Genomic DNA, 18,866 nt, shown 5'->3' on the forward strand with positions numbered 1-18,866 from the left:
ATCAGCCGCGCAGCACCGCGCCGACGGCCGAGGCCGCCGCGGCGACGGCGGCATCGCGCGCCGCGCTCGCCTCGTCTTCGGTGAGGGTGCGGTCGGGGGCGCGGAAGCGCAAGGCGTAGGTGAGGGACTTGCGGCCCTCGCCCGCCTGGGCGCCTTCGTAGACGTCGAAGAGGGAGATGTCTTCGAGGAGTTCGCCCGCGCCGGTGCGCAGCGCGGACTCCACCGCGGCGGCCGGGGTGGCCTTCTCGACGCTGACCGACACGTCCTGGAGAACCGCCGGGAAGGCGGAAACCACGGGGGCGGGGCGGTTTTCGCGGATCGGGAGGGCATCCAGGTCGATCTCCACGGCGCAGGTGCGCGGGGGGAGACCCGAGCGCTCGAGGACGGCCGGGTGCAGTTCGCCGGCGTGGCCGACGACCTTGCCGTCCACCACGAGTTCGGCGCAGCGGCCCGGGTGCCACGGCAGGTGGGCCGCCGAGCGGCGCTCGATGACCACACCGGCGGCGCCGGCCACGGCGTCGACGAGAGCGAAGGCGTCACTCGCCTCGACGGCGCGGCCGGGGCCCCAGGGGCCGCGGGGCTCGCGCTTGCCGGTGAGCACCGCGCCGACGCGGACCGGCTGCTCGGGAAGCGAGCGGAGCAGGACGCCGATCTCCTCCTCGGTGGGACGGCGGTCGACCGGGAGAGCGTCGACGGGCGCGGTCTGCGGGGTGGGCAGGGTGACCTGGCCGATGGCGTAGAGGGCGAGATCGCGCTGGCCGCGGGAGATATTGCGGGCGGCGATCTCCAGCAGGCCCGGGAGCAGGGTGGAGGACAGGTCCGGGCGCTCCGCGTCGAGCGGGTTCAGCACCTTCAACGTATTGCGGCGCGGGTCGTCGGCGTCCAGGCCCCAGGTGTCGAAGACGGTGGCGGACATGAAGACCGGGGCCGGAACCTCGACGCAGCCCTCGAAGGCGAGGGCCTTGCTCACCGCGCGGCGGCGGCGCTGTTCGGCGGTGAGGCCGCGACCCGCCGGAGCGGTGGGGATGACCGACGGAATCTTGTCCAGGCCCTCCAGGCGCAGCACCTCCTCGACCAGGTCGGCGGGCTGGGTGAGGTCGGGCCGCCAGGTCGGCGGGGTGACCACCAGCTGGCCGTGGCCGGACTCGCTGACGCCGACCTCGACGGTGCAGCCGACCTGCTGCAGGCGGCGGGTGGAGGTGCCGGGGGCGTAGTGCACGCCGGCGGTGCGATCGGCCAGGTCGATGTCCATGCTGATGGGCGCGGCCGCCGGCACCGGCACGCGCACGTCGGTGAGCACGGATTCCACGGTGCCGCCGGCGATTTCGACCAGCAGGGTGGCGGCGCGATCCAGCGCGGCCACATTCACCTCGGGATCGACGATGCGCTCGAAGCGGCGGCTGGCCTCCGAGGAGAGCTTGTGCCGGCGCACGGTGCGGGCGATGGCGACCGGGTTCCAGGTGGCGGCTTCCAGGAGGATGTCGGTGGAGTCCGCGCCGACCTCGGTGCTCGCGCCGCCCATGGTGCCGGCGAGGGAGATGACGCCGGAGTCGTCGGCGATCACCACGTCCTCGGCGTCCAGGGTGCGCTCGACATCATCGAGGGTGCGCAGGGTTTCGCCCTTGTTGGCGCGGCGCACGATCAGGGTGCCGTTGACCTTCGCGGTGTCGAAGGCGTGCAGCGGCTGGCCGAGTTCGAGCATGACGTAGTTGGTGACGTCCACGGCCGGGGAGATCGGGCGCACGCCCGAGAGCATCAGGCGACGCTGCAGCCACCACGGGCTGACGGCCTTCGGATCGATGCCGGTCACGCGGCGCACCGCGAAACGCGTGCACAGCGACTCCGGTTCGATCTTGACCTGCCAGGCCTCGGCCTCGGCGTCGGGCAGCAGGCGCACGGCCGGATCCTGGTATTCCAGGTCGAACCCGCAGGCCAGCTCGCGCGCCAGGCCGCGCGCGGAGAAGGCGTAACCGCGGTCCGGGGTGATGGCCAGCTCGATGACGGTGTCGTCCATGCCGAGCACCTCGTTGGCGTCCGCGCCCGGCTCGGCGGTCCCGGGCTCGAGCACCAGGATGCCACTGTGATCCTTGCCGATGCCGAGTTCGGCGACCGAGCAGATCATGCCATTGCTGGTGTGCCCGTAGGTCTTCCGCGAGGAGATCTTGAACCCGCCCGGCAGCTCGCCGCCCGGCAGCACCACGACCACCAGATCGCCAACCACGAAGTTCCGTGCGCCGCAGACGATCTCCTGCAGCTCCGGCTTGCCGATATCCACCTTGCAGAAGCGGATGGGCTTCTTGAACTCGGTCAGCTCGGTGATCTCGGCGACCCGGCCGACCACCAGCGGATGCTCGATCTCACCCGTGATCGGGTGCAGCGGATCGACCTCTTCGACCTCCAGACCGACCCGGACGAAACCGGCGTCCAGCTCTTCCGCCGACACCGCCCAGCCGGGGGTGGTGCGCTGCAGGATTTCCGTCAGCCAGGACTGCGCTACTCGCACTTGACGTTTCGCTTCCTCGTATCGAAGGGGTCGGAATCAGGACTGGACGCCGAACGGCACCGTGAAGCGCACATCGCCCTCGACGATGTCGCGCATATCGGACAGGCCATTGCGGAACTGCAGGGTCCGCTCCAGACCCATGCCGAAGGCGAAACCGCTGTACACCTCGGGGTCGATCCCGCTGGCGATGAGCACCTTCGGGTTGACCATGCCGCAGCCGCCCCACTCGACCCAGCCCGGTCCGCCCTTCTTGTCCTCGAACCACACGTCGACCTCGGCGGACGGCTCGGTGAAGGGGAAGAACGACGGCCGCATGCGCGTGGTGGTGTTCGGGCCGAACAGCGCCCGCGCGAAGGCGTCCAGGGTGCCCTTGAGATGAGCCATGGTCAGGCCCTTGTCGATGGCCAGGCCCTCGACCTGCGAGAACACCGGGGTGTGCGTGGCGTCGAGCTCATCGGTGCGGAAGGTCCGCCCCGGGCACACCACATAGATCGGCAGCTCGCGCGAGAGCATGGACCGCACCTGCACCGGCGAGGTGTGGGTGCGCAGCACCTGCCGCGAACCCTCGGGCGCGATATGGAAGGTGTCCTGCATGGTGCGCGCCGGATGATCGGGCAGGAAGTTCAGCGCGTCGAAATTGAAGTGCTCGGTCTCGACCTCGGGGCCCTCGGCGACCTCCCAGCCCATGGCCACGAAGACGTCGGCGACGCGCTCGGACAGCACGGCGATGGGGTGCCGCGCACCCTCGGCCCGGCGGCCCGCGGGCAGCGTCACATCGATGGTCTCGGCCACCAGCACCGCCGCATCGCGCTCGGCGAGCAGCTCCGCCTGGCGGGCCTCGTATGCCTTGGACACCCGCCCGCGCGCCACGTTCACGCGCTTGCCGGCCTCGGCCTTCTCCTCCTTGGGCAGCGTGCCCAGCGAGCGCTGCGCCAGCGAGATCGGCGACTTGCCGCCCATGTACTCGGTCTTCGCGGCCGCGAGCTCATCCAGGGTCGCGGCCGAGGCGAACGCCTGCTCGGCGGCTTCCGCGGCGGCGGCGAGGGATTCCTCGGTCAAAGCCGCAGTCTGCTCGGCACGGTCGATATCGTCGGCCACGATGCTGGTCTCTCCCCTGGCTGGTAAAGGTCGGGCGATTGCCACCCCATTCTTGCTGGTCGAATCGTAGTCCTTGTAATCAGCCCACTTCACTCGGATTTCCGCAGGCAGCGCGCCCCCCGCTCGGCGTGGCGCGCGCCGCCGCGCCGAATCACGCCCGCCGGTACCGCTCCCGGAAGATGTTCCGGTCCAGGCTCCGGCGACCGGGGTGAATCCGCTGTTCGGCCGGATGGCCGACGGACATGAGCAAGGCGATGGCCAGATCGGGGCGGTCCTCGATGCCGATGACCTTCTTGACCTTCTCCTCGTCCCAGCCGTTCATGGGCGAGGTGGCCAGTCCCCGTTCGGTGGCGGCGAGCATCACGTAGGCGGCCGCGATCATGGCGTCTTTCACCGCGTATTCGCGCAGCAGCCCGCGCTCGGCCAGGCCCCGCTGGAATTCGGTGGCGGCCGCCGAGAAGAAGGAGACGAACTCCGCGTTCCATGCCCCGGCCCGGTGCGCGTGTTCGTAGACGTCGGCCCGATCCTCTTGCCACGCTTGACTTTCGGCGACGAAGACCAGCATGACCGGGGCCTCCTGCGGTTGCGGCTGCCCGCCGGTGGCCCAGGTCAGCCCCTCCCGCACGGCCGGATCGGTGACCACCACGATCGAGCGGTCCTGCAGGTTCCAGCTCGACGGCGCTTCCATGGCCAGTTCCATCAGCGCGTCGATATCGGCGGCCGGGACCGGATCGGGCAGGTAGTGCCGGACGGTGCGGCGGGTGCGGATGGCATCGGTGACGGACAGCGGGGCGTTCATGACGTTGTTCATGACACTCACTATTGGAGAGTGGCGAACTTCTGGGAAGAAGGCACCAATTAGTGCGTTACTCTCTCCTTGTGCAGACCATCGTGGAATCGTCGGGCCTCCCCGCCGACTGCTACTCCCCCAAATGCCCCACCCGCCAGATCCTCGACCACATCGCCGGCAAGTGGACGGTCCTGGTGATCGACGCCCTCATGCACGAGGGCACCATGCGCTACACCGACCTGTCCCGCCGCATCGGCGGTGTCTCCCAGAAGATGCTCACGCAGACGCTGCGCAGCCTCGAATATGACGGATTCGTCACGCGCACAGTGCATCCCACCATTCCCCCGCGCGTGGAGTACGAGCTCACCGACCTGGGCCGCAGCCTCGCCGAACCCATTACCGCGCTGCGCCTGTGGACCGAGGCGCACATCAACGAGATCGAGGCGGCCCGCCGCTCTGCTCCCGCAGCGCGGTGACTTCCGCGCGCAGGGAACGGATTTCGGCGATCAGCACGCTGATCTCGCCCTCGGTGCGCTCGCTGGTCTTCTCCACGGTGCCGAGTCTGTCCACCACCCAGCTGGTGGTGGCGCCGATGGCGAAGCTGATCAGGCCGATGCCGATGGTCATGAGGATCAGGGCGACGAGTCTGCCCTCCATCGTGACCGGGTAGCGGTCGCCGTAGCCGACGGTGGTCACCGAGACGGCGGCCCACCAGACGGCGTCGCCGAAGCTCTTCACATTCGCGCCCTCGGCATCGCGCTCGGCGTCGTAGAGGGCGAGGCTGCACACGAACAGCAGCAGCAGCGAGCCGGAGCCGACGAAGACCGACATGCGGGTGCGGCTCTGGAAGCGGCTGCGGCGGTCGGCGGCGTCGAGCACCAGCAGGACGGCGCGCAACAATCGCAGGGGGCGCAGCGGGGGCAGCAGGACCGCCACGAGATCCAGCCAATTGCGCCGGACGAAGCGACGGCGATTGGTGGACAGCCGCAATCGGATGCAGTAGTCGATGGCGAACAACGCCCAGACGGTGGCGTCGAGAACGTTGGTCCACGTGCCGATCCACGGATGCCGCCCGGCGTCGAGCACATGCCAGGCGTAGGCGGCCAGGAACAGTAATGCCAACGCCGCCATGGGAATCGCGGTGGCGCGCTCCCATGCGACCCGGCGGGTGTGGGGTACGAGATCGGGCGGCAGTGCCGGTACCCGTTCGGTGTCGGTGTGCATGGGATCTACCTGGGTTGATGCGGTCAAGCCACCCGCAGCGTATCCCCCGGCGGACGGAAACAGGACTTGAACCGACCGGTCCGGGGCAACCGTCCCACGCACACCGGCGCACCCCTTCCGGACATTCCTGCGGAAGGGGCGCGGCCCGTTCAGGCGTCGAGGTCGGAGGCGATGAGCCCGGCGATCTTGTCCAGGGTGGCCTGGTCTTCGGAACTGACGATCACCTCCGCGCCCTTGGCCGCGCCCAGGCTCATGATCATGAGGGCGGAGCCCGCGTCCACCGGAGCGCCGTCGGGCAGCGCGATGGTGACCGGAACGCCGGCGGCCAGGACGGTCTGGGCGACCACGGCGGCGGGGCGGGCGTGCAGGCCCACGGCGGAGCCGACGATGACGGTCGTGCTGGGCATGATGTTCCTCCTTGTGATCACACGGCCGCGGGGACGGCCGGTGTGGTTTGCGAGCGGGATTCGACGAGTTGTTTCGCGCCGACCACGCACAGCGTGCCGACCACGGTGCCCGCGGCCAGCGCGAGCAGGAACCAGAGCAGATGGCCGACGGCGAAGAAGACGAAGATGCCGCCGTGCGGGGCGCTCAGCGTGGCGCCGGAGGCCATGATGAGCCCGCCGGTGACCGCGCCGCCCGCCATCATCGAGGGGATGACGCGCACCGGATCGGCGGCGGCGAAGGGGATCGCGCCCTCGGAGATGAACGAGGCGCCCAACAGCCAGGCGGCCTTGCCGTTCTCGCGTTCGGCGGTGGTGAAAAGCTTGGGCCGCACGGTGGTTGCCAAGGCCATGGCGAGCGGCGGCACCATGCCCGCGGCCATCACGGCGGCCATGATCCGCAGCGTCGCGGGGTCGTTCACGCTCAGCCCGGCGACCGCGAAGGAGTAGGCCGCCTTGTTCACCGGCCCGCCCAGATCGAAGCACATCATGAGGCCGAGAATGACGCCCAGCAGCACCGCCGAGGTCCCGGACAGGCCGTTGAGCCAATCGGTGAGCCCGCTGGTGACGGCCGCCAGGGGCCGCCCGAGCACGATGAACATGAGCCCGCCCACGATCAGCGAGGCGAACAGTGGAATCACCACCACCGGCATGAGCCCGCGAGCCCATTGCGGTACAGCGAGTTTGGCGATCCACAGCGCGGCGAACCCGGCGATCAACCCGCCGACCAGACCACCCAGGAATCCCGCGCCCACGAACACCGCGACCGCGCCCGCCGTGAATCCCGGTGCGAGACCGGGCCGATCGGCGATCGCATAGGCGATATACCCGGCCAGCGCCGGCACCAGAAAGCTGAAAGCCAATGCGCCCAACTGGAACAACACCGCGCCGAGGTAGATCCGCAACCCGCCGTCCGGCAACGAGTTCAGCGTATTGTCCAGCACGATCGTCTTCGCACTGTCGGAGATCTCGTACCCGCCCAGCAGGAATCCGAGCGCAATGAGCAGCCCGCCGGCCGCCACGAACGGAATCATGTAACTGACGCCGGTCAGCAGAATCTGCCGCAACCGCGTCCCCCACCCCAGTGACGCCGAACCCGTTGCGCCGGAAGCACTCTGCACCCGCTCGACGGCAACCGTGCGCGCCCCCGGATCCAATGCGGCCCGCAGCGCCTCGGCCACCATGGCATCCGGCTCATTGATCGCCCGCTTCACCCCGGACTCGACCACCGGCTTCCCGGCGAACCGCTCCCGCCCCTTCACCCCCACATCGGTCGCGAAGATCACCGCATCCGCCGCCGCAATGGTCGCCGCCGACAACGGCGTACTCCCACTCGACCCCTGCGTCTCCACCTGCACGGTGACCCCGGCCCGCTCCCCCGCCGCCACCAGCGAATCAGCGGCCATATAGGTATGCGCGATCCCAGTCGGACACGCCGTCACAGCCACCAGGATCCGATCGGCGGGAGATTCCGCACCCATCTCGCCGCCGGCCGGAGAACCCTCCGCTGCCGCGCTGCCGGCGGCAGCGCTCGATGCCGCTGCGGAATACGGGGAATCACCGCCCATCCCAGCCGGTTCCGCGCCGGTCCGCGACGCGACCGCCGCATCGGCTCCAGTGGCCGCGCCCCCGAGCGACGACCCGTTCGCGGCGATATCCAGGTCCGGCCGGTCGGCACCGCGGGCGGATCCGCGTTCACCCGAATCCGTGCTCGAGTCGGAACTTGTTCCCGCCGCCGTCGCGTCAGCGGTCGTCGCGGCCATTGCGATCGAGCCGTCGCCCGTCTCGTCGGCGGCTGCTGCACGCGCGGCCGCCCCAGCGCCGCGTGGTCCCGAATTCGGCTGCGACTGTGCCGCTTCCGGCGGCGCGAGGACACCGTCGACAAGTGCCAGAACCATGGTCGGAGTCTCGGCGGCGCGGAGTGCGCCGACGAACTCCGGCTTGACGAGCGCGCGGGCCAGCGCCGAAAGCAGTTTCAGGTGTTCGGCTCCCGCACCTTCCGGCGCGGCGATCAGGAAGACGAGATCGGCAGGCCCGTCCGGCGCGCCGAAGTCGACCTTCGGGGCCAGTCGGGCGAACGCGAGGGATGCGGTAGTGACCGCCTCAGCGCGACAGTGCGGGATGGCGATGCCGCCGGGAAGCCCGGTGGCCGACTGGCTCTCCCGCTCGAGCGCCGCATCCCGTAGGGCATCCGCGTCCGTTGCGCGGCCTGTCGCGGCTACGCGGGCCGCGAGCGCGGCGATCACTTCCTGTCTGGTGGCGCCGAGATCGGCGTCCAGGCTGATCAGTTCCGCGGTGATGATGGAGTCGGCCATCGAATGTCCTTCAGCGATGGGGCAGGGAGTCGGGGGCCATGACGGCCAGGGTGCCGGGCACCGCGCGATGCGCGCCGGATGGCGCGGTGGCGGGGAATGTGAGCGCGCGCAACCCATCGGCCGAGGCCGCCGCGCCCGCCGGGGGCCTGAACAGGTCGCCGGCGAGAGTGCCGGCCACCTTCCGTTTCGACGCGGCGAGTTCGGCATCCACGGTGAGCAGCGCGGTGATGACGTTGGGGTCGGCCATCGGATGTCCTTCAGCGATGGGGCAGGGGATCGAGGGCCGTGATGGTCACGGCGTCGGGGGTGATGTGGTGGGGGCCGGGCAGGCCGGTGCCGGGGAGGGCAACCGCAGCGCTGCCGTAAGCGACGGCGTGGCGGAGGCGGTCGGCGGGGGGCGCGCCGGTGAGGTCGGCGAGGAGGTAGCCCGCCAGGGCGGAATCGCCCGCGCCGACGGTGCTGCGCGGGGTGACTTCGGGGGCGGTGGCGTGCCAGGCGCCATCGGGGGTGATCAGGACCGCGCCTGCCGCGCCGAGGGTGGCGAGGACCGCGCCGACGCCGCGGTCGACAAGGGTGCGGGCGGCGCGGGCGGCGGTCAGGGGGTCGTGCAGGTCATCGGGGTCCGCGCCGGTGAGCTGGGCCAGTTCTTCGGCATTGGGCTTGAGCAGTTGGGGCACAGCGGAATCGAAGCCCGCGGCCAGGGCGCGCAGCGGGGCGTCGGAGGTGTCGACGGCTACGCGGGCGCCGGGCAGGCGGCGGAGCAGGTCGACATACCAGTCGGTGGGGACCAGCGGCGGGAGCGAACCGGAGAGCACCACCCAGGCGGCGCCGGCGGAGAGTTCGACCAGCAGGTCGGACAGCCGCCGGAGGTTCTCCTCGGTCAGCGCGGCCCCGGGCTCGTTGATTTTCGTTGTGGTGCCGTCGGATTCGGCGAGGGTGAGGTTGGTGCGGGCGGAGCCTTCGCAGGGGACCGCGCGATGGTCGAGGCCGGTTTCGCGCAGGGCCCGCAGCAAAGGGTCGTCGGCGCGGCCGGGGAGCACCGCGACGGTGGGGACGCCCGCGGCCGCGGCCACGCGAGAAACATTGATGCCCTTGCCACCCGGCTGCGTGGTGACCGTGCGGGCGCGCAGCACCGCCCCGGAGCGCAGCGGCTCGGACAGGGTGACGGTGCGGTCGATGCTGGGGTTCGCGGTGAGGGTGACGATCATGCGGTCACCACCTCGATTCCGCACTCCTCCAGTTCGTTTCGCAGGGATTGCGGTAATCCGGTGTCGGTCACCAGGACGTCGATCTCGTCGATGGCGGCGAAGCGCACGAAATCCTCGCGGCCGATCTTGCTGGAGTCGGTGACCACGACCACCCGGTGCGCGGTGCCGACCATGGCCCGCTTCACGGCGGCCTCGTCGGTGTCCGGCGTGGACAGCCCGTGCCCGGAGGTCAGCGCATTGGTGCCGATGAACGCCACGTCCACCCGCAGCTCGCCGAGCAGGCGCAGGGGCTGCGGGCCGACGGCGGCCTGTGTCACGCCGCGCACCCGGCCGCCCAGCAGGTGCAGCTGCACCCCGGCATGTCCGGACAGCCGGGTCGCGATCGGCAGGGAATTCGTCACGGCGACGAGCTCGCGGTCGGAGGGCAGCAACGCCGCCACTCGCCCGGTGGTGGTGCCCGCGTCGAACAGCACGCTGCCACCGGAGGGCGGCAGGAAGTCCAAGGCCGCCTTGGCGATTCGGTCCTTCTCCCCCGACTTGCTGTGCTCGCGCTCGGCGGTGCCGACCTCGATGGCCGTCAGCGCCGCGGCCGGCACCGCGCCGCCGTGCACGCGGCGCACCAGACCCATGCGATCCAGCACCGCCAGGTCCCGGCGCACGGTCTCGGTGGTGACGCCGTACCGCTCGGCCAGGTCGGTGACGGCTACGCGACCGAGTTGCCCGACCAGGGTGGCGATGGCCTGCTGCCGCTCCTCGGCGTACATACCGATCCTCCAACTCGATGTTTGATTCTGTTGTTTTATGCCCGAACATATTGCTTTGTCAAGGCTCGCGGGTAGCCTGGGTCACATCGATTCGAGACCGCAGGCCGGTCGCACTTGCTTTTCGAGAATGCGTGGAGGATCACCGCATGACCCGATCGTTCCAGGAAAATCCCACTTCAACCGTACTGTACGGCACTCCGGCTGTCCCGGGCGTGGTCGCCGCACCGACGGTCCGGCCCGCCCCGCGGGTGCTCATGGAGACGGTTACAACTCCCCTGGCCGAGTCCGAACGGGCATCCGCCGCCGAGGCCTTCCGCCGGGCCGCCACTACGGTTGCCGATCGACTGCGCGCCCGGGCGGCGGCATCCAGCGGCGCGGCGGCCGAGGTGCTGGCGGCCAATGCCGCCATGGCCGCCGACCGGGGCTGGCTCGCGGCGGCCGAGCAGCGCATTGCCACGGGCACGCCCGCGCCCACCGCGGCGGTCGCGGCCACCGAGCACTTCGCCGAATTGTTCCTCGGATTGGGCGGTTTGATGGCCGAGCGCGTCACCGATCTGCGGGATGTGTGCGATCGCGTGGTGGCGGAGCTGACGGGCCGGCCCGAGCCCGGCATCCCGGTCCCGGACCGGCCGTCGATTCTGCTGGCCGAGGATCTCGCGCCCGCCGATACCGCCGGTCTGGACCCGAATCTCATTGTGGGGCTGGCGACCTCGCTCGGCGGTCCGACCAGCCACACCGCGATCATCGCGCGCCAGCTCGGGATACCGTGCGTGGTGGCGGTCACCGGCCTGGATGCCGTGCCCGCGGGAGCCGAGCTCCTGCTCGACGGCACGGCGGGACGCGTCACCGTCTCCCCCGACCCCGAAACCACCAGGGCCGCCGTCGTCGAATACCGCTCCGCGACAGAGCGCGCCGCCGCCTGGACCGGTCCCGGCGCGACCGCCGACGGTCGGCGGGTCGAGGTCCTGGTGAACGTCCAGGACGGCGCGGGCGCCCGTGTCGCGCAGCGGACACCGGCCGAAGGCGTGGGCCTGTTCCGCACCGAATTGTGTTTCCTGGACCGTGGATCCGAGCCCGCACGCGCCGAACAAGCCGCGATCTACGCCGAAGTGCTCGCGGCCTACCCGGACGCGAAGGTGGTCCTGCGCACCCTGGACGCGGGCTCGGACAAACCGCTGCGCTTCGCCGACCATCCGGACGAGGCCAATCCGGCGCTGGGGGTGCGCGGCATCCGCCTCACCGCCCGCGACAGCGGTCTGCTGGACCGCCAGCTCGACGCCATCGCCGATGCCGCCGCCGGTCGCGCCGCGCCCACGTGGGTGATGGCTCCGATGATTTCCACTGCGGCGGAGGCGAAGTCCTTCGCGGCGCGGGTACGAGCCCGTGGTCTCGTACCCGGCGTCATGATCGAGGTCCCCGCCGCCGCCCTGCTGGCCGAGGCCATTCTCGAGCATGTCGACTTCGCGTCGGTCGGCACCAATGATCTCGCCCAGTACACGATGGCCGCCGACCGCATGTCCCCGCAGCTGGCCGCGCTCACCGACCCGTGGCAGCCCGCCGTGCTGACCCTGGTGGCCTGTACCGCGGCCGCCGGGCAGGCCCTCGGCAAGCCCGTCGGCGTCTGCGGTGAAGCAGCCGCCGATCCGCTCTTGGCCTGTGTCCTCACGGGATTGGGCGTCACCTCGCTCTCGGCAGCGGCGCCGGCGGTCGCCGCCGTCGGCGCGACCCTGGCGGCGGTCACCTTCGAGGACTGCCGGCGTGCCGCCGAAGCCGTTCTGGGAACAGCGGATCCGGCTGCCGCCCGGGCAGCGGCCCGCACCGCACTCGGACTGTGAACCGACGCCACCGCGCCCTTCCCGAACCGAATCGGAAAGGGCGCGGTGCTGTTCGCGCTCTCGCCGTCAGACGCTCGCCTGCTCGGGCCGAGTGCGGGCTATGGCGTCCCGCACCCCGGCGGCGCCCAGCGCCGCCCACAGCGCGACGCCGATATAGACGACCTGCTCGGGCAGGCGGAACCACAGCGGCGTGGCCGGATCGCCATTGAGCGGGATGTCCCGCACCGCCGCATAGATATTGGCGGGCGTCATCAGCACGAACAGGATGGCCAGGCCGATCCCCGCGTACTTGCGGGCCGGGGTGAACACCAAGCCTGCCGCTCCGGCCAGTTCGAGCACCCCGGTCAGGTAGACCATGCCGCCGGGGAACGGCACGAAGTCCGGAACCATGGTGGTCAGGTCGTCGTGGCTGGGCATCGCGTCCACGGTGTCGGGGACGAAATGCGCTGCGCCGGTGAACAGCAGCAGCACGGCCAGTCCGTGCGCGAAGGACACCCGCCAGGTGGCGAAGCGCTCGACGCCGAGTGCCCCGAGGGCGCGGAAGGCGAGCGTGGGAACGAGCATCAGCATGAGGGTGCCGAACATGATCTTCTCCGAATCGACGTGCTGTGAAAGGGATTACGGAACGAGTTGCCCGGCGGACGCTTCGACCCGCTTGGGCAGGAACAGGGAAACGACCACTCCGACTGCGACAATGGCCGCGCCGGCCCACACCGCGGGCACCAGGCCGTCGACGTAGCTGCCCGGCGTCAGATACGACCCGCGGGAAGCGAAGACCGAGGCCAGGATTGCCACGCCCATGGCCACGCCGACCTCCCGGATGGTGTTGTTGGCGCCCGAGGCCATCCCCTGATCGGACGCCGAAGCGCTCGCCATGACGACCGTGGAGGCGGGCGCGAAGGTCAGGCCCATCCCGACGCCGCCCAGCACGAACGGCAGGACGTAAGAGCCGTAATCGGTTTCGGCGGTGGTGATCGACGCCATCCAGGCCAGCGCCACCGTGAGGAAGATCTGCCCGGACCCGACCAGTACTCGCGGCCCCACCTTGTCCACGATCAACCCCGCCAGCGGGGCCACCACCATCGGCGCCATGGTCCACGGCAGCGTGCGCACCCCCGCCTCCAGCGGCGAATAACCCTGCACCACCTGGAAGTACTGCGCCAGCAGGAAGATCGAGCCGAATACGCCCACCGAGAAGGTGAACATGATGGCGTTGATGGCCGTGAACGCACGGTCGGAGAACAGGCGCAGCGGCAGCATGGGAGCTGTCGTACGGCGTTCCCAGGCAATGAATCCCGCGAGCAGCGCCGCGCCGCCGAACAGTCCGGTCAACACCCCGGCCGAGGTCCAGCCGTCGTCCGCACCGTGAATGACGCCCCACACCACGGCGAGCACGCCCCCGGCCGAGAGCAGCAGCCCGATCACATCCAATCGGCGTGCGCCGCCGAAGGATTCGCCGAGCACCCGCGCCGCGAACGGCAGGGCGATCAGGCCGATGGGCACATTGAGCCAGAAGATCCACTGCCAGCTCAGCCCGTCCACGACCGCGCCGCCCACCACGGGCCCGAGCGCCACGCCGAGTCCGGAGATGCCGCCCCAGATGCCGATGGCGGCGCTGCGCATCCGCTCCGGGACCGCGCCGGTCAACAGGGTCAGCGAGAGCGGCATGATCGCCGCCGCCCCGAAGCCCTGTGCGGCGCGGCCCGCAATGAGCATCCACGGTTCGGTGACCATGGCGCAGGCCGCCGAGGCGGCGGTGAACAGCGCGATACCGAACAGGAAGACCCGTCGCCGCCCCAGCCGGTCGCCGATGGCGGAGGCGGTGAGCAGCAGCGAGGCGAACGACAGGGTGTAGGCGTTCACGAACCATTGCAGATCCGCGAGCGAGGCTCCGAGTTCGGTGCGGATCACCGGCAATGCGTTGGTGACGACGAGATTGTCCAGGGTCGCCATGAACATCGGGATGCTGACCGCGGCCAGCACCGCGCCGAGCGGTTTCGATCGGGCCGCGACTCCGGCGGCGGGGGTGGTTGCGAGGGTCCGGGTCATGCGCAGTCCTTTGTTGTAATCGACTGATTACAAGAGAGTATGCATCGACTGATAACATGTCAATGCGTACCCTGATTCCGACGGCGAGGAGGCCCCCGACCATGACCAGAACGCGGATGACCGCCAGCGAACGCGGCGAGCAGGTGCTATCCGCCGCCATTTCCGCGTTCGCCGAATCCGGTTACGCCGCAACGAAAACCGATGAGATCGCGCGCCGTGCCGGGGTCTCGCAGCCGTATGTCATCCGGCTGTTCGGCACCAAGCAGCAGCTGTTCCTGGCCGTTTCCGAACGCGCCTGCGATCGCATCGAGGAGGTCTTCCGGACCAGCGCCGAGGCGGCCGATCCGGGCGCCGATGCCGCGGGCAAGCTCATGGCCATGGGCGAGGGCTACGAGGTCTTCCTGAGCGAGCCCGAGCTGCCCCTGATCCTGCTGCACAGCTTCTCCGCGAGCGCGGACCCGGCCATCGGCGATCAGATCCGCGACCGCTACGGCCGCATGTACCGCCTGGTCCGGGAGCTCACCGGCGCCTCGATCGCGCAGGCCCGCCAGTTCATGGCCACGGGCATGCTGCTGACCGTCATGGGCGCCATGCGCGTCACCGGTCCGCACGCCGTGCCCGCCGACTGGGCGCAGGAGCTCATGCAGGACCTGGAGACCAATGGCATCTGACCGGGCGCGGCCGGACTAGCGGCCGTCCAGCACCTCGATATTGTCCGGATCGGCATCGGCCTCGATGATGTCCTCGGTCGGCTCGGGCAGCTTGCGCGCCAGCACCTCGCCCTGGAAGAACGGCGGCATGACCTTCGCGAGCACCAGGTAGATGGGCACGCCCAGCAGCAGCGTGCCCACGCCGAGCAGGAAGGTCGCGCCGATGTGCCAGTGCGGCGGGAACGGCAGCTGCCAGAAGGAGCCGTCCTCCTCCACCCACCAGGAGGTGACCGCGGTCCAGCCCGCCGCGAACAGCAGCATGAACCCGCCCGCCGCCGGCAGGATGCCCTTCATGACGAGAGCCCTTGGGTTGGAGGCGAATCGGTCGCGATACAGCCACGCGCAGCTGAGTCCGGTGAGGCCGTAGTACACGCCGATCGAGATGCCGATCGCGGTCACGGCCTGCGCGATGAGCCGTCCGCCCGAGGCGAAGTTCAGCGCCACGTACAGCACCACCGAGGCCGCGCCGAACACGATGGTCGAGAACGACGGCGTGCGGAAGCGCGGGTGGATCTTGCCGAACGCCTTCGGCAAGGCGTGATGCAGCGCCATCGAATAGGTGGCGCGGGCGGTCGGCAGGATGGTCGTCTGCGTGGACGCCGCCGCCGAGGTGAGCACCATCAGGAACAGCAGGTGCACCAGCACCGTGCCGACCGCACCGTCGCCGAACACCGCACTGCCCAGCGCGCCCAGCACATCGTCGACATGATCGGGATTCGCCAGGCCCAGGCCCTCGGTCCCGGTTCCCGCGAAGGACTGGCTCGCCACGGTCACCAGCAGATACAGCGCCACCAGCGTGATGGTCGACAGCACCGCGGCCCGCCCCGGAGTGTGCCGCGGATCCACCGTCTCCTGGTTCACCGCCACGGCCGAATCCCAGCCCCAGTAGATGAACACCATCAGCAGCATGGCCGTCACGAAGTCCGAGAAGGACCCGATCTCGAACGGGTTGAACCACGACCAGTCCGGCAGGCTCGCCCCCTCCGGCGCGTTCCCGATCACCACCCGCGCCAGCGCGACCACCGCGAACACCACGAGCATCCCGAATTCGATGGTCAGCAGCCACTGCTGCAGCCGCGCCGACACATCGATGCCGAATACCGCGACCAAGGTCATCACGACCAGATAGACAATGCCCAGCAACAGCACCCACACATTGGTGGCGTCCCCGCCGATGCCGTGCGCCCCGAACAGATGGAAGGTGTACTGCGAGCTGATCTGCGCCAGGCTCGCCATCACCAGCAGATCGGAAACCACGATCGCCCACCCGGCCATCCACCCGGTGAACGGCCCGAACGCCCGCGTGGCCCACACGAACGTGGTCCCCGGATCCGGTTCCACCTCATTGAGATCCCGGTATCCGATGGCCACCAGCAGCATGGGCACGAAGGCCAGCAGCACGATGATCGGCGACTGCAACCCCACGGCGGCCACCACCAGTCCGAGCGTGGCGGTAATGCTGTAGGCGGGTCCAGCCGACGCCACCCCGATCACCACACTGGATGCCAGGGACAGCGCACCGGACTTCAGGGTGCTGGGCGATGTCACCGGGTAATGCTAAGGGCAAACGCCCAGCACACCGAATCAGCACGCCAGCGCCGATACAACCGGCCGGAACAGGGATTATCGGGTGTGCTGGACGCGGGCGCTCGCGTAGAGGCAGATGGCCGCCGCGGCAGCGAGATTCAAGCTTTCGGCGCGACCGTGGATGGGGATGCGCACCCGGTGGGTGGCGCGCTCGGCGACGGCGCGGTCCAGGCCGTGCGCTTCGTTGCCGAAGAGCCAGGCGACCGGACCGGCGAGGAGCTCGTCGGCCTCGTCCAGGTCGACTTCGCCCTTGGCGGTGGTCGCGAGGATGGTGATGCCCGCGTTCTCCAGGGCCGTCAGGGTGGCGTCGGTGTCGCGTTCGCGGGCGACGGGGACGTGGAAAAGGCTTCCGGCGCAGGCGCGTACGCACTTGCCGTTGTGCGGGTCGACCGAATCGCCGGACAGCACAACGCCGTTCGCTCCGACCGCGTCGGCGACGCGGATCAGGGTGCCGGCATTGCCGGGATCGGCGATCTCCACCGGCACGGCCAGCAGCCGGGGCGCGGCGTCGAGCACCTCGGTCAACGGCACGTCGACCTGACGGCACACCGCGACCAGCCCGGGCGGAGTCACGGTCTCCCCCAGCATTTCCGCGGCGCGGTCGCTCACCAGCGTGGTGCGCACGCCCGCGGCGGCCGCGCCGGCGACGAGCTCGTGCTCACGCGCGGCGGCCCTGGCGGAGTAGAAGAGTTCCTCCACGCGCTCGGTGTCCAGCGCCGACTCCACCGAATTGGCTCCCTCGGCGAGGAAGAATCCGGTCTTGCGGCGCTGCTGGGCGCGATGGAGTTTGACAGCGGAAACGACCCGCGGATTGCGCTCGGAGAGCGCATCCACGGGTCGTTCGGAATGCTTTGTCACGCAGTCCCGGCTCAGGCGGCCGGGGCGTTGACATCCTCGGGCAGCGCGGCCTTGGCCACGGCCACCAGACCGGCGAACGCCTCGGCGTCGGAGACGGCCAGCTCGGCGAGGATCTTGCGGTCCACCTCGACACCCGCGGCCTTCAGGCCCTGGATGAAGCGGTTGTAGGTGATGTCGTTCAGACGCGCGGCGGCGTTGATACGAGCAATCCACAGCTTGCGGAAGTCACCCTTGCGCTGGCGGCGGTCCCGGTAGGCGTAGGTGAGCGAGTGCAGCTGCTGTTCCTTGGCCTTGCGGTACAGGCGCGACCGCTGACCGCGGTAGCCCTTGGAGGCCTCGAGAACGGAACGGCGCTTCTTCTGAGCGTTGACAGCCCTTTTGACGCGTGCCACTTGTCAGTCCTTGATCGATCGGGGGCGCTGCGGTTGCGCCCGGGTGTTGGTCGGTTTATGCGTCCGCGGGAACGGATCGCGAATTGGCGTGCTCGGCCGACTTACTTGGCGAGCAGCTTCTTGACGCGAGCGACGTCCGCCTTCGCCACGACCTCCACGCCGTCCAGACGACGAGTGCGGGTGGTCGGCTTGTGCTCGAGCAGGTGGCGACGGTTCGCCTGCTGACGGAGCAGCTTGCCCGAACCGGACACCTTGAATCGCTTCGAGGCGCCGCTGTGGCTCTTCATCTTCGGCATGGATTCACCATTTCTCTCGTGCCGGAGGCAGGGGTGGGCCCGCCTCCGCCAATGCTGTTCGTTATTACTGCTGCGGTTCGGCCGGGGCCTCGGTCGCCGCATCGGCGGCCGGGGCGCTGTCGGCCGCCGGAGCGCTCTCGCGCGCCTGCGAAGCCGACTGCTGGGCCTTCACCCGCGTCTTCGCACCCTTGTGGGGCGCGAGGACCATGGTCATGTTCCGGCCGTCCTGCTTGGCCGAGGTTTCGACGAAACCGAGATCGGCGACGTCGGAGGCCAGCCGCTGCAAGAGTCGGTAACCCAGTTCCGGACGCGACTGCTCACGACCACGGAACATGATCGTGACCTTGACCTTCGACCCGGCCTCGAGGAAACGCATGACGTGTCCCCGCTTGGTGGCGTAGTCGTGGTCGTCGATCTTCGGGCGGAGCTTCTGCTCCTTGATCACGGTCTGGACCTGGTTCTTCCGGGACTCGCGCGCCTTCTGCGCGGTCTCGTACTTGAACTTGCCGTAATCCATGATCTTGCATACCGGCGGGCGCGCGTCCGGTGCGACCTCGACCAGGTCGAGGTCTGCCTCCTGGGCGACGCGTAGTGCATCTTCAACACGCACGATCCCAACCTGTTCGCCACCGGGTCCGATGAGGCGGACCTCCGGTACGCGGATGCGATCGTTGATGCGGGTCTCAGTGCTGATGGGGCCTCCTAGGTCAAGCGGTTCGTCAACGACCGCAAGCAATAACTGCAACCCCAATTCCAACACGAAAGCCCCGCATTGGTATTTCACCAACACGGGG

At 69.7% G+C, this 18,866-nt stretch carries 19 protein-coding genes; 3 read left to right on the forward strand and 16 right to left on the reverse strand.

All coding sequences use genetic code 11. The features are described from left to right. Position 1: 1 nt before the first annotated feature. The 3 genes from pheT to ACFVIV_RS29685 all read right to left on the reverse strand — a co-directional run bounded on the left by pheT (position 2) and on the right by ACFVIV_RS29685 (position 4,412). Complete coding sequence (gene pheT, locus ACFVIV_RS29675; protein ID WP_379201926.1) at positions 2-2,503, reverse strand: phenylalanine--tRNA ligase subunit beta; 2,502 nt, start codon at positions 2,501-2,503, stop codon at positions 2-4. Between the two features lie 36 nt (positions 2,504-2,539). After that, a complete protein-coding gene (pheS, locus tag ACFVIV_RS29680) occupies positions 2,540-3,601 on the reverse strand; it encodes a phenylalanine--tRNA ligase subunit alpha (protein WP_379201928.1) in 1,062 nt (353 codons plus the stop codon). 151 nt (positions 3,602-3,752) lie between these two features. Beyond that, positions 3,753-4,412, reverse strand: a complete 660-nt coding sequence (locus tag ACFVIV_RS29685) for a nitroreductase family protein (protein ID WP_379201930.1) — start codon at positions 4,410-4,412, stop codon at positions 3,753-3,755. 68 nt (positions 4,413-4,480) lie between these two features. Here ACFVIV_RS29685 and ACFVIV_RS29690 point away from each other — a divergent pair, with 68 nt between their 5' ends. Then, complete coding sequence (locus tag ACFVIV_RS29690; protein WP_379201932.1) at positions 4,481-4,867, forward strand: winged helix-turn-helix transcriptional regulator; 387 nt, start codon at positions 4,481-4,483, stop codon at positions 4,865-4,867. Here ACFVIV_RS29690 and ACFVIV_RS29695 read toward each other — a convergent pair. The 6 genes from ACFVIV_RS29695 to ACFVIV_RS29720 all read right to left on the reverse strand — a co-directional run bounded on the left by ACFVIV_RS29695 (position 4,821) and on the right by ACFVIV_RS29720 (position 10,345). After that, positions 4,821-5,615: a potassium channel family protein gene (locus ACFVIV_RS29695; RefSeq protein WP_379201934.1), complete on the reverse strand. Its 795-nt coding sequence runs from the start codon at positions 5,613-5,615 to the stop codon at positions 4,821-4,823. The genes ACFVIV_RS29690 and ACFVIV_RS29695 overlap by 47 nt on opposite strands. A gap of 149 nt (positions 5,616-5,764) precedes the next feature. After that, on the reverse strand, positions 5,765-6,022 hold the full coding sequence (locus ACFVIV_RS29700) for an HPr family phosphocarrier protein (protein ID WP_379201936.1): 258 nt from the start codon (positions 6,020-6,022) through the stop codon (positions 5,765-5,767). Positions 6,023-6,039: 17 nt separating this feature from the next. Next, positions 6,040-8,373 (reverse strand): fructose-specific PTS transporter subunit EIIC, encoded by a 2,334-nt coding sequence (locus ACFVIV_RS29705; RefSeq protein WP_379201938.1) that lies wholly within the window; start codon positions 8,371-8,373, stop codon positions 6,040-6,042. Between the two features lie 10 nt (positions 8,374-8,383). Further along, positions 8,384-8,620 carry a hypothetical protein gene (locus ACFVIV_RS29710; RefSeq protein WP_379201940.1) on the reverse strand — a complete coding sequence of 79 codons (237 nt, stop codon included), beginning with the start codon at positions 8,618-8,620 and terminating at the stop codon, positions 8,384-8,386. A gap of 10 nt (positions 8,621-8,630) precedes the next feature. After that, positions 8,631-9,581: a 1-phosphofructokinase family hexose kinase gene (locus tag ACFVIV_RS29715; RefSeq protein ID WP_379201942.1), complete on the reverse strand. Its 951-nt coding sequence runs from the start codon at positions 9,579-9,581 to the stop codon at positions 8,631-8,633. Beyond that, the gene (locus tag ACFVIV_RS29720) at positions 9,578-10,345 is read right to left on the reverse strand and encodes a DeoR/GlpR family DNA-binding transcription regulator (RefSeq protein ID WP_379201944.1); all 768 of its coding nucleotides are present in this window, start codon (positions 10,343-10,345) and stop codon (positions 9,578-9,580) included. Before ACFVIV_RS29720 ends, ACFVIV_RS29715 begins: the two co-directional genes overlap by 4 nt. A gap of 146 nt (positions 10,346-10,491) precedes the next feature. Between ACFVIV_RS29720 and ACFVIV_RS29725 the strand changes: the two genes are divergently transcribed. Next, positions 10,492-12,180 carry a putative PEP-binding protein gene (locus tag ACFVIV_RS29725; RefSeq protein ID WP_379201945.1) on the forward strand — a complete coding sequence of 563 codons (1,689 nt, stop codon included), beginning with the start codon at positions 10,492-10,494 and terminating at the stop codon, positions 12,178-12,180. A 66-nt stretch (positions 12,181-12,246) separates the two neighbouring features. On the opposite strand, the gene ACFVIV_RS29730 is transcribed toward ACFVIV_RS29725, so the two are convergent. Then, entirely contained in the window at positions 12,247-12,765 is a 519-nt protein-coding gene (locus ACFVIV_RS29730; RefSeq protein ID WP_379201947.1) for a hypothetical protein, read from the reverse strand. Positions 12,766-12,798: 33 nt separating this feature from the next. Then, positions 12,799-14,229 (reverse strand): MFS transporter, encoded by a 1,431-nt coding sequence (locus tag ACFVIV_RS29735; RefSeq protein ID WP_379201949.1) that lies wholly within the window; start codon positions 14,227-14,229, stop codon positions 12,799-12,801. A gap of 101 nt (positions 14,230-14,330) precedes the next feature. On the opposite strand from ACFVIV_RS29735, the gene ACFVIV_RS29740 reads away from it, so the two are divergent. Next, entirely contained in the window at positions 14,331-14,900 is a 570-nt protein-coding gene (locus ACFVIV_RS29740; RefSeq protein WP_379201951.1) for a TetR/AcrR family transcriptional regulator, read from the forward strand. A gap of 15 nt (positions 14,901-14,915) precedes the next feature. On the opposite strand, the gene ACFVIV_RS29745 is transcribed toward ACFVIV_RS29740, so the two are convergent. The 5 genes from ACFVIV_RS29745 to infC all read right to left on the reverse strand — a co-directional run bounded on the left by ACFVIV_RS29745 (position 14,916) and on the right by infC (position 18,817). Further along, positions 14,916-16,487, reverse strand: coding sequence for an APC family permease (locus tag ACFVIV_RS29745; protein WP_379201953.1), 1,572 nt, complete (start codon positions 16,485-16,487; stop codon positions 14,916-14,918). 75 nt (positions 16,488-16,562) lie between these two features. Further along, complete coding sequence (locus ACFVIV_RS29750; RefSeq protein WP_379202004.1) at positions 16,563-17,360, reverse strand: TrmH family RNA methyltransferase; 798 nt, start codon at positions 17,358-17,360, stop codon at positions 16,563-16,565. A gap of 35 nt (positions 17,361-17,395) precedes the next feature. Then, positions 17,396-17,776 carry a 50S ribosomal protein L20 gene (gene rplT, locus ACFVIV_RS29755; protein ID WP_379201955.1) on the reverse strand — a complete coding sequence of 127 codons (381 nt, stop codon included), beginning with the start codon at positions 17,774-17,776 and terminating at the stop codon, positions 17,396-17,398. A 101-nt stretch (positions 17,777-17,877) separates the two neighbouring features. Continuing rightward, positions 17,878-18,072 carry a 50S ribosomal protein L35 gene (gene rpmI / locus ACFVIV_RS29760; protein ID WP_033090982.1) on the reverse strand — a complete coding sequence of 65 codons (195 nt, stop codon included), beginning with the start codon at positions 18,070-18,072 and terminating at the stop codon, positions 17,878-17,880. A gap of 64 nt (positions 18,073-18,136) precedes the next feature. Continuing rightward, complete coding sequence (gene infC, locus ACFVIV_RS29765; protein ID WP_379202006.1) at positions 18,137-18,817, reverse strand: translation initiation factor IF-3; 681 nt, start codon at positions 18,815-18,817, stop codon at positions 18,137-18,139. Positions 18,818-18,866 lie beyond the last annotated feature (49 nt).

Source organism: Nocardia sp. NPDC127526 (genome assembly GCF_042672265.1).
GTDB lineage: Bacteria > Actinomycetota > Actinomycetes > Mycobacteriales > Mycobacteriaceae > Nocardia.